The sequence below is a fragment of the Micromonospora sp. NPDC005161 genome (genome assembly GCF_053599855.1).
In genome coordinates, this window is record NZ_JBSFYQ010000011.1 from 1 (window position 1) to 12,774 (window position 12,774).

Genomic DNA, 12,774 nt, shown 5'->3' on the forward strand with positions numbered 1-12,774 from the left:
GAGTTCAGACGTGAGCTCTCCCGATCTGTGGCTGTGGGCCGCGGGCCGGCCGGTGGCTGTGGGCCGCGGGCCGGCCGGTGGCTGTGGGCCGCGGGCCGGCCGGTGGCTGTGGGCCGCGGGCCGGCCGGTGGCTAGGCTGCTGGCATGGCGGACCAGGGCGGGCGTGCCACGCACGCCGCCGGGGCGGCGCGGCCGGTCGAGGAGGTCGTGCGGGAGATCCTGGCGGTCGTTCCGGCCGGCTGCACGTGGCTGCTGCCGGTGCCGGACGACGGTCGGGCGGTCGCGGACTTCCGGATCGCGGCCACCAGCGGCGAGGGCCACGACATCTACGGCCGGGGGACCGACCGGGTGGGCGCGCGGCTCACCGAGCTGTACCCCAGCATGGTCGACGGTCCGCTCTGGCGGCTGTACCTCGACGTGCTGGCCACCGGGTCGCCCGGCCGGCTGGCCGACTTCCGGTACGTGGAGAAGCGCAGCGGCGTCGTCGCCGACTCGCTGTTCGACGTGCACGTGCACCGGGTGTTGGGCGGCCTGCTGGTGACCTGGCAACGGCTCGACGAGGACCTGCGTCGACTGGAGCGCACCGAGTTGCTGGGCAGCCTCGGCTGGGCGGAGTACGACCTGGCGAGCGGGGTCAGCCAGTGGTCACCCGGGATGTACCGGATCTTCGAGCGTGACCCGGCGCTGGGCCCGCTGTCGCGAGCCGAGCAGTCGGCCGCCCTGCTGCCGGACGACCACATGCTGCGCGAGGCGGCCTGGCAGACGCTGGACAGTGGAGCCTCCTCGGACGTGACGGTCCGGTTCCGGGCGGCGGGCTTGGTGAAGTACCTACGGATTCTGTCCGACGTTTCGCGGGACGCGGACGGCACACCGTTGAAGATCCACGCCGTGGTGCAGGACGTGACGGCCAGGGTGGACTCGCGGACCGCCATCGAGCAGCTCAGCGACCAGTTGCGCACCCGGGAGATGACGGCGCTGGCCGAGCACCGGCTGGCCGGTCAGTTGCAGAACCTGATCCAGCCGGTGCCCCGCGAGCCGTTTCCGCTGGCCGGCCTGGAGGCGATGGTCAACTACCTGCCGGCGGAGAGCGCGGTGCGGGTGGGCGGTGACTGGTACCACGCGCAGACCCTGCCGGACGGGTCGGTCGTGCTCGCGGTCGGTGACGTGGCGGGCCACGGCCTCAGCGCCGCCAGCGGGATGGCCCATCTGCGCTTCGCGCTGGTGGCCTGGCTGTCGATCGGCATCCGGGACCCGGCGGTGCTGCTCGGGCACCTCAACCGACTCTGCGGTCAGCTCGCGATCACCGGGACCGCGGTGGTCGCGGTCTACGACCCGGTGACCCGGTTGCTCTGCTGGGGACGCGCCGGGCACCTGGCGCCACTGCTGTCCCGCGACGGCTGGACCGGCCCGCTGGACCGGCCGCCGGGCCTCCTGCTCGGCGCCGCCGACGACTCGGTGTACCCGGTGCTCACCCCGCGACTGCGTCCGGGCGACCTGGTGCTGTTCTACACCGACGGGCTGGTGGAGCGGCGCGCGCCCGAGGAGGACCGGCTGGAACAGGTGCGGTCGGTGCTCTCGGCGCTCTCCGCCGAGCCGGGGGAGCAGACCCTCGGCCGTCTGCGCGACCTGCTGCACCAGCCCAGCCCGGACGACGACACCTGCGCGCTGGCCGTACGCGTGCTGCCCTGAGCCGCCCGGCTCACAGGCCCAGCCGGAGCCGCACCACCGTTCCCTCCGGCTCGGTCAGCACGGCGACCTCGTCGCAGACCTGCTCGACGATCGCCAGCCCCCGCCCCCGTACCGCGTCGGCCGGCGGCATGTCCCGGCCGAACGCGCGCACCGGCGGCCCCTGGTCGATGACGTCGCAGAACAACTGGTCCGCCTCGGCCCACACCCGGACCCGGCCGCCGCCGATGGTGTGCTGCAACGTGTTGGTGGCGAGCTCACTGACGGCCAACGTCAGCAGCTCCACCCGGTGCGGCGGCAGGCCCCGGGCCAGGGCCGCGGTGCAGACGAACGCGCGCAGCGCTCGCAGGTCGGTCGCCACCTGGTACGCCATCGTGTCCGGGGCGCGGGTGGACACCGACTGCTCGGCCACGATCCGGGTCTCCCGCCGGCCGGCCGCCATCAGCCCGCCAGCCGCGGGTCGTCGGCGGGCGGTTGCAGCAGGGTGCCGACGCCGGTGATGTCCAGCACGGCGGCGACCGGCCCGCTGGCGTTGACGGCGTACAACCGCCGACCGGCGGCGCGGGCGGTCTGGTGGGCGGTCACCAGGCCGTGCAGACCGCTGGAGTCGAGGAAGCGCAACCCGCCCACGTCGACCACGACGACGGGCGCGCCGCGGACCGCCGCGGACAGCACGGTGGTCAGCTCCTCCCGGGTGGCCAGGTCGCACTCGCCGGACAGCGTGACGACGATCCGGCCGGGCGCCGTGGACGTCCGGGCCTCGAAGTGCGGCATCGGGCAGCAGCACCTTCCTCGTCGTGACAGCCGTTGTCGGCACATCATGTCACCCACCAGCCTGCCGGCCGTGTCCTCCGTTCGGCGGCGATCGGGGGCGTGCCGTCAGCTCGTCGACGATCCGACCCATCCGCCGGCTCGACCGCACCGAATCACCGGTACGAGCACCACCGCGGTCACCTACCTGAGGAGTTCGAATGAACCGGCGTCTGTTCGTCACCATCGGCGCGATCGCCATCCTGACCCTCGCCGCCGGCTGCGGCGACAGCGACACCGACAGCACTGCCAGCGGCGGGACCGCTGCCAGCGCCTCGGCCGACGCACCGATGCCGTCGGCTACTTCGTCGATGATGACCGCGCAGTTCGGGCCGGGCTGCGCCGTGGTGCCGACCGATCCCGCCGACGCGGGCAGCTTCCAGGCCATGGCGAAGGTGCCGGTGGCCACCGCCGCCTCCGGTAACCCGCTGCTGTCCACCCTGGTCTCCGTGCAGAAGGCGAATCTGGTGGACTCGCTCAACGGTGCGCAGGGGGTGACGGTGTTCGCGCCGACCAACGACGCGTTCGCCAAGATCCCCAAGGCGGACCTCGGCAAGGTCCTCGCCGACGACGCCATGTTGAAGAAGGTCCTCACCCACCACGTGGTGCCGACCCACCTCTCCCCCGGACACCCTGGCCGGCACGCACAAGACCCTCCAGGGCGACGAGGTCACGGTGACCGGCAGCGGTAACTCGTTCACGGTCGACGGCGCCTCGATGGTGGTCTGCGGCAACGTCTCCACCGCCAACGCCACCGTCTACATCGTGGACACCGTGCTGATGCCGAAGAGCTGAACCGTCCCGACCACGACCACGCCCCGGTCGGTGGACCCCCGGCCGGGGCGGCCCCCCGTCCCGCGCCCCAACCGCACCGGCGCCCTCGTCGGCCTGCTCACCGCCGCCGTCACGCTGGGCGTCGCCCACCTCGCCGCCGCGCTCACCGACCCGGTGGGAGATCCGGTCCTCGCCGTCGGCGCCACCGCCATCGACCTGGCACCCCAGCCGGTCAAGGCGTTCGCCATCCGCACCTTCGGCACCGCCGACAAGATCGTCCTACTCGGTGGTGTGCTCGCCGTCCTGGTGCTGGTCGCGGTCGTGCTCGGCATCGCCGCGATCCGCTGGACCGGAGCCGGTCTGACCGGCCTCGTCGGGCTGGGCGCTGTCGGCGTCGCCGCCGTACTCGCCCGCCCCGCCGCGACCGTGGCGGACGCCGTCCCCGCCCTCGTCGGCGTCGCCGCCGGCGCGGGTGCCCTGCTCGCGCTGCTGCGCGCCGCCCGACCCGGGCCAGCCGTCGCCTCCGGACGGCCCCACTTACTCAACCGCCGGCAGTTCCTCACCACCGCCGGCGCCGCCACCCTCACCGCCGTGGCGGCGACCACCGGCGGGCAGGCCGTCGGCGGGCGCCGGGCCGCCGGCACACGGTCCGGGTCGGCGGTACGCATCCCGCCCCCGGCCACCCCGGCCCCGCCACTGCCACCCGACGTCGCGGTTGAGGGCGGTCCGGCGTTCGTTACCGCCAACCGCGACTTCTACCGGGTGGACACCGCGCTCACCGTCCCGCAGATCGACGTCGACACCTGGCGGCTGCGGCTCGCCGGCGCGGTCGAGCGGCCCCGCACCTGGAGCTTCGCCGACCTGCTCGCCCGCGACCTGGTCGAGCGCGACATCACCCTCAACTGCGTGTCCAACGAGGTCGGCGGCCCGTACGTGGGCACCGCCCGGTGGACGGGAGTGCCGCTCGCCCCGCTGCTGCGCGAGGCCGGCCTGCGGCCTGGGCAGGACCAGCTGCTCAGCCGCTCGGTCGACGGCATGACGATCGGCACCCCGCTGACCGCGATCCTCGACGGCCGCGACGCCATGCTGGTCGTCGCCATGAACAGTGAGCCCCTGCCGGTGGAGCACGGCTTCCCGGTCCGGATGCTCGTGCCCGGCCTGTACGGCTACGTCGGCGCCTGCAAGTGGCTCACCGAGCTGCGGGTGACCACGTTCGACGAGGTCGACCCGTACTGGGTGCGGCGCGGGTGGGCCGCCGACGCGCCGGTGAAGACGGCCTCGCGCATCGACACCCCGAAGCCGTTCGCGCGTCGCCCGGCCGGCCCGCTGATGATCGCCGGTGTCGCCTGGGCGCAGCGGCGCGGCATCAGCGCGGTCGAGGTCCAGGTCGACGACGGCCGCTGGCAGCCGGCCCGGCTCGCCGCGGGCCCGTCGGCGGACCTGTGGCGGCAGTGGACCTACCGGTGGGACGCCCGACCGGGCAGCCACACCGTCCGGGTCCGCGCCGTCGACGGCATCGGGGCGATGCAGACCGAGGCCCGCGCCACGCCCTTTCCGGACGGGGCCACCGGCTGGCACAGCGTCACCGTCACGGTCACCTGAGCCGTCGCCCCGCCCCGGTGACCCGGCCAGAGCCAGGCATCGGCAGAGTCGGCGGCGATCGTGCCCACCGCGTCGCCGTCGCCGGGTCGGGCAGGGTCACGGAGCCGGGTCGAAGACGATCGACTCGCTCAGCTCGCGCCACCGCGCGTCGGACGCGGCGAGGGACTCGGCGGCCGCCGAGGCGACCGCCACGGCGTCGGCGCCGAGCAGCAACCGCGCGGGCGGGTCGTCGACCCGGGTGATGCGGATGATCGCCTGGGCGGCCCGGACGGGATCGCCCGGCTGGCTGCCGCTGGCCTGGCGCAGCCGCTCGACGACCGGCTCGATGACCGGCCGGTACGGTTCGCTGATCGGCAGCGTGCGCATCGAGGAGCCGGCCCATTCGGTCCGCAGCCCGCCCGGCTCGACGGTGGTGACGCGGATCCCGAACGGCGCGACCTCCTTGGCAAGCACCTCCGAGAAGCCGCCGACCGCCCACTTGGCGGGCTGGTACGCGCCCAGCCCGGGCCCGCCGACCCGCCCGCCGACGCTGGAGACCTGGACGATGTGCCCGCGCCCCTGCTCGCGCATCACCGGCAGGGCGGCGCGGGTCAGGTTGACCACCCCGTAGAAGTTGGCCTCGATCTGGGCCCGGAAGTCGTCCTCCGGCATGTCCTCGATCGCGGCGACGTCGGCGTACCCGGCGTTGTTGACGAGGATGTCCAGGCTCCCGAACGCGTCCACAGCGCTGTGCACGGCGGTGCGGGCGGCGGCGGGGTCGGTGACGTCGAGGGCCACCGTCCGGATCTGGTCGCCGTGCCGGTCGGCCAGGTCGCCGAGCTGCGCCGGATCGCGGGCGGTGGCGACCAGCCGGTCGCCGTCGGCCAGCACCGCCTCGGCGAGCGACCGGCCGAGACCCCGGGAACTGCCGGTGATGAGCCAGACACGCGGCACGTCGTCTCCTCCTGCCGGCTCAATCAGACGGTCGCTACGGGCGGATGTTCAGGGCACCGATCAGGTCGTCGCGCAGCGTGAACCGGTACCGTAGCTCGACCGGGCTGCCGGGAAAGCTGCCCGACACCCGGGCGAGGACCAGGTACGAGTCGCCCGCCTGCGGCGTGACGGTCACCGGCTCCGCGGTGTACGAGTAGGTCGCCATCGTCCGCTGCCGCCAGGCGCGGATCGCGGCCCGTCCCTCGTGCACCCGGTCCTCGTCGGCCACGCTCGCGGTGTCCGCGAAGCAGGCGACGAAGGCCTCCAGGTCACCGTCGCCGACGGCCCGGAAGTACCGGTCGATCACCTCGGGCAGGTCGACTCCCATCGGCTCCTCCTGCGGCGCGGGCCGCCCTCGGGCAGCCGGATTCCCCGTCCGACCTCACGGTACGAGACGGTGCCGGTGCTTCGCGGACCAACCGACAGAACCCGTCGTCGACCCATCGTCGCGGGTGTCCGGCGGCAGCCCGCCCGCCGGACACCGCTCAGGGTCGGCGCGGGTCAGGGCTTGCGGCCGACGGCGCAGTAGCCGTCCAGGTCGGCCGGCTGGCCGTCCTGCTCGGGCCGCCAGTGGGTGAACGGCACCAGGCCGGGTTCGACCAGTTCCAGGCCGTCGAAGAACCGGGCGATCCGCTCCGGGCTGCGCAGGTGGTACGGCAGCGCGCCACTTTCGTTGTACTGCCGGTGCGACTCGACGACCGCCGCGCTGGTGTCGGTGCCGTCGGACAGCGCCAGGTAGCTGCCGGACGGCACCGCGTCGAGCAGGGCGCGGATGATGGCGACCGCCTCGTCGTCGTCGCCGACGTGGCCCATCACCCCGAACAGCATGACCGCGACGGGCTGGCTGAAATCGAGGTGCTCGCGGGCCTGCCCGAGCACCGCCTGCGGGTCGCGCAGGTCGGCGTGGATGTACCGGGTCAGCCCGTCCGGGCTGCCGACCAGCAGCGCCCGCGCGTGGGCCAGCACCATCGGGTCGTTGTCGACGTAGACGACCCGGCTCTGCGGGTTGACCCGCTGGGCAACCTGGTGGGTGTTGTCGGCGGTGGGCAGCCCGGTGCCGACGTCGAGGAACTGCCGGATCCCGGCCTCGCCGGCGAGGAAGCGCACCGCGCGGGACAGGAACGCGCGGGATTCGCGTGCCGTCTCGATCATCGCGGGAAAGAGCTCGCGGACCTGCTCGCCGGCCAGCCGGTCGATCTCGAAGTTGTCCTTGCCACCGAGCCAGTAGTTCCAGATCCGGGCGGAGTGCGGGACGCTCGTGTCGATCTTGGTGCCGTCGGTGGCCGGGTCAGGGGCGGTTTCTGCCACGGGCGTCCTTCCGCTGAGGGGTGGGGGAAGACACAGAGGACACTCATGCTCGCACAGCGCTCCCGTCCGCAAAACGGACACCCATGCCGTCGGATCGCACCGGGACCGGTCCCGGGTTTGCCGTCGGTCGGCCCGGGTAGCCATGCATCTCCGGAACGAAGGGCGGGGGCATGGCTGAGCTGGCGTTCGTCGACAAGGTTGCGGCACGGGCGGGTGTCCCGCCCGAGCAGGCGCGACCGCTGACCGAGGCGGTTCTGCGTACCCTCACCGAGCGGCTCAGCGGCGGCGAGGCGGCCACGCTGGCACCCCACCTGGCCACAGAGTTGAGCCCGCTGCTGGTGAAGGTCGCCGAGGCGCCCGAGGTGTTCGGCTACGACGAGTTCCTGCGGCGTGTCGCCGAGCGCGCGGGGACCGACCGACCCACCGCGGAGCGGGGCTCCCGGGCCGTGCTCCAGACCATGCACCGGGTGGTCGGCCACCGGGAGTTCGAGGACGCGCTGTCCCAGCTCCCGGCGGATCTGAAGGAGCTGGCCCAGCCGCTGCCGCAGGGCCCCTGACCGACGTCGCGACCGTCCGAGGTGCCCGGGGCGGCGCCTGACCGGGTTGCCGGTCAGACCCCGCCCCCACGTCCAGTGTCAGCTGACCACCCACCTCTGGTGGGCGCCGCCCGCGTACGTGCCGATCTGGATCTGGGTGCCGTCGACGGTGCCGGCGCCGGCGGCCTCCAGCGCCTTGCCCGACTGCGGGTTGCGGATCGACCCGTCGGACTCCGGCTGCCACACCTTGGGAACCGGTGCCGTTGCAGGTCCAGAGCTGCACCTTGGTGCCGTCGGCGGTGCCGGCGTTGTCCACGTCCAGGCACTTGCCCAGGGCCCGGTAGGTGTCCCCGACGCGGCTCCACGACTGGGCGCCGGTGCCGTTGCAGGTCCAGAGCTGCACCTTGGTGCCGTCGGCGGTGCCCGCGTTGTCCACGTCCAGGCACTTGCCGCCGACCCCGGTGATGCGGCCCGACCCGCCACCGGTACCCGCGTACACCTCCAGCTCGTAGATCCGCGCGGCCGGATCGCCGGTGCTGGTCGGCGCGGTGATGGCCAACCGCACGTAGCGGGTTCCGGGCGCGGTGACGTCGTGCGTGGTGGTGCTCGCCGTGTTGCCGGTGACCGTGGCCCGGGTCGTCCAGGCGGTGCCGTCGGCGCTGGAGGCGACCGTGAAGTCCCGGGTGTTCCAGGCGGTGTTCTCGCCGCCGGCGCCGGCGTGCTTGACCACCACCCGGTTCACCGCGTAGCTGGCACCGAGGTCCACCTGGAGGTACTTCGCCGTGCCCTTCGAGCACCACTTGTCGCCGTTGCCGCCGGCGACGCTGCCGTTGACGGCCTTGGCCGGGCCCTCGGTCGCCGAGCAGGAGCTGTCCGCGGTGGCCGGCTTGTTGAGCGCCAGGTTGATCCCGCCGGTCGGCGGCGGGGTGACGCCCGGGATGGCGTTGAGCGTGTACCACGCCTCGGTGCTCCACAGCGACTGCCCGCTGGTCGAGGTGAACGGGCGTGGCGAGCGCAGGTGGACGACGTGGCCGGCCTTGCGCCCGTTGACCGCGAGGGTGACCTTCTTCCCGTCCGTCGACAGGGTCGCCGAGGTGACGGTCAGCGTCTCGTCGTCGATCTTCGGGCCGCCGTAGCTGGCCGTCGGCTGGTACCGCCACTGCTTGATCTTGTAGTGCGCGGCCAGGTTGGCGGCGGTCTCCGCGGAGACCGGCTGGGTGTACTCCACCTCGAACCCGGCGGTGGTGGCCCGCATGGCCAGCATCTCGAAGGTGGTGGTGCTGGTCGGGGTCAGCTTCTGCAGGCCGTACGACAGCTTGCCGGTCTGGCCCCAGTTGCCGCCCGCGCCGAGCCCACCCACGTAGATCGCGCCGTCCGGGCCGACGTTGACCTCGGAGACGCCCGCCTCCAGGCCCTGGGTGAGCCGGAACAGGGCGCCCTGGTACTCGCCGTTGACCTTCTCCACACTGGCCCTCTGCAGGCCGCCGTAGGTCACGTCGCCGATGACGAACTGACCGGCGTACCGGCCGCTGGTCAGGTACAGCGGCGTGCTGGGCGAGTTGGAGATCTCGTTCTGCGGCATCCAGAGCACCGGCGGGGTGACCGGGTTGGCGTCGAACGGGCCGGCCGGGTTCAGGTAGTGGTTGAAGAACCGGCCCTGCTTGATGTGCACCAGCTTGGACGAGGGCAGCCAGCCGCCCTGGTTGTCGGTGACGAAGATGCCGCCCTCCGGGCCCCAGCCGATGCCGTGCGGGGTCCGCAGCCCGCCGGCGACGTGGCTGACCGCGCCGGTGTCCTTGTTGACCTTGAGGGTGGTGCCGCGGTTGGCGGCCGGCTGCGGGTTGGTGGTCGCGCCGCCGGAGTTGATCGACACCGACAGGTTCAGGTAGAAGAACCCGTCCTGGTAGAGCAGGCCGAACGCGAACTCGTGGAAGTTCCCGCCGTACGGCCAGGTGGCGACCGTCTGGAGCTGGTCGGCCACCTCGTCGCCGGTGGTGTCCACCAGCCGGGTCAGCCGTTGCTTCTCCGAGACGTAGACCACCCCGTCGATGACCTTGAGGCCCATCGGTTCCTTGAGGCCGCCGGCGATCTTTTTGGTGGTCACGGTGCCCGGCCCGGTCGCGCCGCCGGTGTTGCCCATGATCCAGACCTCGCCGTCCTGGGAGGTGCTCGGACTGGTCGCTGCCGCCCCAGGTGGAGATGACGAGCCGGCCGTCGGCCAGCCAGTCCATCCCGGTGACCTTCGGCTGGAAGCCGGTGGGCCGCAGGTTGGTCAGCGTGTAGCGGAATGCCCGGTGCGAAGGTGCCCGGCCTACCGCCGTCCGCGCCGGGCTGGACCACCGCCCCGGTTGCCGGGTTTGCGCGCCGCGGTACCGGATCTGCGGGCCGGACCGGCGGTCCGGCGGGTCGGGGCGGACGTGCCACGCGCGGCGGGCCGGCGGCGGGCCGCCACCAGCACGACGGCGGCGACCACCACGACGATCAAGGCCGGTACCAGCCAGGGTGGCCACCCGCCGCCTCGCGTCTCCTCCGTGGCGCCGCTCGGCGCGCTCGCCGGGGCGGCGGTCGCGCCCGCGTCGGCGCTCGCGCCGGCCACGCCGGGGCTCGCCGACGGGTTGCCCTCGACCAGGGCGAGCAGGGCCGGCGCCGGCCCGTCCGTGGGTGGCGTCCATCCGGCCGGCGCCGCCGTACTGGCCCCCTGGTAGTTGAAGGTGACGGTGCCACGCACCGCCTCGCCGTCGGAGGCGACGGAGAGATAACTGGCCGTGTACCGCCCCTTCGCCGGCCAGTGCGCGACGGACACCATGGCGGGGAAACCGGTGTGGTACAACCGCGGCTCGAAGACGCCGTTGACCATGAAGTACTCCTGAACCGGCTTGTCCAGCCGCTTCGGCTCGCCGTAGGACCAGCCGCTGTCCACCCGGGACCCGTTCGGCCCGGTGACGGTGAAGTGGGCGTTGGAGGCCGGCTTCTCGGTGAAGTACAACCCCAGCTGTGTCAGCGGCTCGCGGACCACGGTGCCGGTCAACGGGGTGGACGTCGCCAACTGGCCGTGCGCGGACGCCGGAGCGGCGGGCAGCAGCAGCGACACCGCCAGGGTCGCGGCCAGCGCCGCCGCCGCTCGGCTCCAGAGGTGACGGGCAGTGACCAGCCTCGATCGCATCCGTTCATCATGGTCATTTCCCCGCCGCCGAACAAGACGTAGAGTTCTCCTCCCCGACGATCAGTTCGACACCTGTCCCCCGCGTCGTTCGGAGTCCGCCCGTGTTCGTCCGTGCCCCCGGTTCCCGCGTTCCCGTCGTCCTCACCGTCGTCCTCGTCACCGCCCTGCTCGCCACCGGTTGCGGGCGGGACGACGACCCGTCCGTGGCCACCCCCTCGACGCCGGCGACGGCCGCCGTGCCGCCCAGCGCCACGACGGCGCCGACCTCGTCGGGCAGTCCGACACCCAGCGCCAGCGCCAGCACACCGGCGGTGGACCGGCAGATCACCGTGACGATCGCGAAGCGGCGGGTCGACCCGTCCACCGGGCGGGTCACCGTGGGTAAGGGCGAGCTGGTCCGGATCACGGTCACCTCGGACGTCTCCGACGAGCTGCACGTGCACGGCTACGACCTGGGCGCCCGGCTGCCGGCCGGCACGCCCGGTTCGGTGGAGTTCCGCGCCGAGAAGACCGGGCTGTTCGAGGTGGAGACGCACGAGACCGAGCTGGTGCTGTTCCAGCTCGTCGTCCGCTGAGCACCATGACCGGCGCCCCGGTGGTGCTGGCGCACGGCGTCGGTGGCCGCCAGGACCTGCCGATCACGCTGCCGCAGCTCGTCGTCGCCGCGGCCCTGGCCCTGGTCGTCACGTTCCTCGCGCTGGGCCTGCTGTGGCGCGAGCCGCGGCTCGACCGGGACGCGACCGGCGGACGGCCGGTGCCGGAGCCGCTGGCCCGGCTCGTCGACGCGCCCGCGTTCCGGTGGGCACTGCGCGGGCTGGGTCTGCTCGCCGCCGGCTGGTTCTGCGTGGGCCTGCTGGCCGGGCCGGACACCCCGGACAACCCGACGGCGGGGGCGCTCTACGTGCTGCTCTGGGTCGGGCTGGTGCCCGTGTCGCTGGTGCTCGGCCCCGTCTGGCGGGCCGTCAACCCGCTGCGCGCCGTTCATCTGCTCGCCGCGCTGGCGGCACGCCGGGACCCGGAGCGTGGCCTCCGCGAGCTGCCGGTCGGCCTGGGGCTCTGGCCAGCGGCCGTCGCCCTGTTCGGGTTCGTCTGGCTGGAACTGGTCGCACCCGACCGGGCCACGCTGCCGGTCATCACCGCCTGGCTCGGCGGGTACGCCGTGGTCATGCTGGCCGGGGCGGCGCTGTTCGGCGCGGGCTGGTTCGACCGGGCCGACCCGTTCGAGGTGTACAGCGGGCTCATCGGCCACCTCGCGCCGGTCGGCCGGGCGGCGGACGGCGTGCTGGTGTGGCGCAACCCGCTCGACGGGATCGCCGGGCTGCGGCCCCGCCCCGGGCTGGTCGCCGTCGTGATCGTGCTGCTCGGCTCGACCGTGTTCGACAGCCTCTCCAACGCGCCGGCCTGGCTGCGCCTCACCCAGGAGAACGGGCTACCCCCGGTGGTCACCGGCAGCGCCGGGCTGCTCCTGGTCATCGCCGCCGTCGCCGCGGCGTACCTCGTCGCCACCGGGGCGGCGACCCGGATCGGCCGCGCCGGGCCCGCCGACGCCCCCGGGCTGCCCGGCGAACTCGCCCACTCGATCGTGCCGATCGCGGTGGGCTACCTGGTGGCCCACTACTACTCGCTGCTGATCCTGGAAGGTCAGCGCACCGTCGCGCTGCTCTCCGACCCCCTGGACACCGGCGCGAACTGGCTGGGCACCGCCGGCTGGGAACCGCACACCGGCCTGGTCACCCCGTCTGGGGTGGCCACCCTCCAGATCACCGTCATCATCCTCGGGCACCTGCTCGGCACGCTGCTCGCCCACGACCGCGCCCTGTACCTGTTCCCCCGGGCCCGGGCCGTGGCCGGCCAGCTCCCGCTACTGGCGCTGATGGTCGCCTACACCGTCGCCGGCCTGCTGCTGCTCTACGCCGGCTAGGG

At 73.5% G+C, this 12,774-nt stretch carries 14 protein-coding genes and 1 pseudogene; 7 read left to right on the forward strand and 8 right to left on the reverse strand.

The genetic code is table 11. The features are described from left to right. Positions 1 to 144 precede the first annotated feature (144 nt). Positions 145 to 1,689, forward strand: a complete 1,545-nt coding sequence (locus ACWD5O_RS13040) for a PP2C family protein-serine/threonine phosphatase (RefSeq protein WP_450085379.1) — start codon at positions 145 to 147, stop codon at positions 1,687 to 1,689. A gap of 10 nt (positions 1,690 to 1,699) precedes the next feature. Here ACWD5O_RS13040 and ACWD5O_RS13045 read toward each other — a convergent pair whose 3' ends face one another. Both ACWD5O_RS13045 and ACWD5O_RS13050 read right to left on the reverse strand, forming a co-directional pair. Further along, complete coding sequence (locus ACWD5O_RS13045; protein WP_450085380.1) at positions 1,700 to 2,128, reverse strand: ATP-binding protein; 429 nt, start codon at positions 2,126 to 2,128, stop codon at positions 1,700 to 1,702. Beyond that, positions 2,128 to 2,460, reverse strand: coding sequence for an STAS domain-containing protein (locus tag ACWD5O_RS13050; RefSeq protein WP_450085381.1), 333 nt, complete (start codon positions 2,458 to 2,460; stop codon positions 2,128 to 2,130). The genes ACWD5O_RS13045 and ACWD5O_RS13050 overlap by 1 nt, the downstream gene beginning before the upstream one ends. Positions 2,461 to 2,657: 197 nt before the next feature. Between ACWD5O_RS13050 and ACWD5O_RS13055 the strand changes: the two genes are divergently transcribed. Genes ACWD5O_RS13055 through ACWD5O_RS13065 form a run of 3 tightly spaced genes read left to right on the forward strand, consistent with a single transcriptional unit; the run spans position 2,658 to position 4,872 of the window. Further along, positions 2,658 to 3,188 (forward strand): fasciclin domain-containing protein, encoded by a 531-nt coding sequence (locus tag ACWD5O_RS13055; RefSeq protein ID WP_450085382.1) that lies wholly within the window; start codon positions 2,658 to 2,660, stop codon positions 3,186 to 3,188. Continuing rightward, complete coding sequence (locus tag ACWD5O_RS13060) at positions 3,172 to 3,291, forward strand: fasciclin domain-containing protein (RefSeq protein WP_450085383.1); 120 nt, start codon at positions 3,172 to 3,174, stop codon at positions 3,289 to 3,291. Before ACWD5O_RS13055 ends, ACWD5O_RS13060 begins: the two co-directional genes overlap by 17 nt. A 30-nt stretch (positions 3,292 to 3,321) precedes the next feature. Then, positions 3,322 to 4,872, forward strand: coding sequence for a molybdopterin-dependent oxidoreductase (locus ACWD5O_RS13065; RefSeq protein WP_450085384.1), 1,551 nt, complete (start codon positions 3,322 to 3,324; stop codon positions 4,870 to 4,872). A gap of 96 nt (positions 4,873 to 4,968) precedes the next feature. Here ACWD5O_RS13065 and ACWD5O_RS13070 read toward each other — a convergent pair whose 3' ends face one another. The 3 genes from ACWD5O_RS13070 to ACWD5O_RS13080 form a co-directional block, all read right to left on the reverse strand. Further along, positions 4,969 to 5,805, reverse strand: coding sequence for an oxidoreductase (locus ACWD5O_RS13070; protein ID WP_354962430.1), 837 nt, complete (start codon positions 5,803 to 5,805; stop codon positions 4,969 to 4,971). Positions 5,806 to 5,839: 34 nt separating this feature from the next. Further along, the gene (locus ACWD5O_RS13075; protein WP_354962429.1) at positions 5,840 to 6,172 is read right to left on the reverse strand and encodes a nuclear transport factor 2 family protein; all 333 of its coding nucleotides are present in this window, start codon (positions 6,170 to 6,172) and stop codon (positions 5,840 to 5,842) included. 173 nt (positions 6,173 to 6,345) lie between these two features. Then, complete coding sequence (locus ACWD5O_RS13080; protein WP_450085385.1) at positions 6,346 to 7,152, reverse strand: SAM-dependent methyltransferase; 807 nt, start codon at positions 7,150 to 7,152, stop codon at positions 6,346 to 6,348. 170 nt (positions 7,153 to 7,322) lie between these two features. Between ACWD5O_RS13080 and ACWD5O_RS13085 the strand changes: the two genes are divergently transcribed. Further along, complete coding sequence (locus ACWD5O_RS13085; RefSeq protein WP_354962427.1) at positions 7,323 to 7,709, forward strand: DUF2267 domain-containing protein; 387 nt, start codon at positions 7,323 to 7,325, stop codon at positions 7,707 to 7,709. Positions 7,710 to 7,787: 78 nt separating this feature from the next. Here ACWD5O_RS13085 and ACWD5O_RS13090 read toward each other — a convergent pair whose 3' ends face one another. The 3 genes and pseudogenes from ACWD5O_RS13090 to ACWD5O_RS13100 form a co-directional block, all read right to left on the reverse strand. Then, complete coding sequence (locus ACWD5O_RS13090) at positions 7,788 to 7,934, reverse strand: RICIN domain-containing protein (RefSeq protein ID WP_450085496.1); 147 nt, start codon at positions 7,932 to 7,934, stop codon at positions 7,788 to 7,790. A 61-nt stretch (positions 7,935 to 7,995) separates the two neighbouring features. Then, a pseudogene (locus ACWD5O_RS13095) lies at positions 7,996 to 9,828 on the reverse strand (discoidin domain-containing protein); the annotation flags it as partial. A gap of 171 nt (positions 9,829 to 9,999) precedes the next feature. Further along, positions 10,000 to 10,851, reverse strand: a complete 852-nt coding sequence (locus tag ACWD5O_RS13100; protein ID WP_450085386.1) for a copper resistance CopC family protein — start codon at positions 10,849 to 10,851, stop codon at positions 10,000 to 10,002. A gap of 101 nt (positions 10,852 to 10,952) precedes the next feature. Between ACWD5O_RS13100 and ACWD5O_RS13105 the strand changes: the two genes are divergently transcribed. After that, a complete protein-coding gene (locus ACWD5O_RS13105) occupies positions 10,953 to 11,426 on the forward strand; it encodes a hypothetical protein (RefSeq protein ID WP_450085387.1) in 474 nt (157 codons plus the stop codon). 5 nt (positions 11,427 to 11,431) lie between these two features. Then, a complete protein-coding gene (locus ACWD5O_RS13110) occupies positions 11,432 to 12,772 on the forward strand; it encodes a hypothetical protein (protein WP_450085388.1) in 1,341 nt (446 codons plus the stop codon). Positions 12,773 to 12,774 lie beyond the last annotated feature (2 nt).

What these genes read in the sequence shown, in the direction of transcription:
- ACWD5O_RS13045 (WP_450085380.1), bottom strand. Translation starts at nt 2,128, where the DNA reads ATGGCGGCCGGCCGGCGGGAGACCCGGATCGTGGCCGAGCAGTCGGTG.
- ACWD5O_RS13100 (WP_450085386.1), bottom strand. Translation starts at nt 10,851, where the DNA reads ATGCGATCGAGGCTGGTCACTGCCCGTCACCTCTGGAGCCGAGCGGCG.
- ACWD5O_RS13110 (WP_450085388.1), top strand. Translation starts at nt 11,432, where the DNA reads ATGACCGGCGCCCCGGTGGTGCTGGCGCACGGCGTCGGTGGCCGCCAG.
- ACWD5O_RS13050 (WP_450085381.1), bottom strand. Translation starts at nt 2,460, where the DNA reads ATGCCGCACTTCGAGGCCCGGACGTCCACGGCGCCCGGCCGGATCGTC.
- ACWD5O_RS13055 (WP_450085382.1), top strand. Translation starts at nt 2,658, where the DNA reads ATGAACCGGCGTCTGTTCGTCACCATCGGCGCGATCGCCATCCTGACC.
- ACWD5O_RS13075 (WP_354962429.1), bottom strand. Translation starts at nt 6,172, where the DNA reads ATGGGAGTCGACCTGCCCGAGGTGATCGACCGGTACTTCCGGGCCGTC.
- ACWD5O_RS13085 (WP_354962427.1), top strand. Translation starts at nt 7,323, where the DNA reads ATGGCTGAGCTGGCGTTCGTCGACAAGGTTGCGGCACGGGCGGGTGTC.
- ACWD5O_RS13040 (WP_450085379.1), top strand. Translation starts at nt 145, where the DNA reads ATGGCGGACCAGGGCGGGCGTGCCACGCACGCCGCCGGGGCGGCGCGG.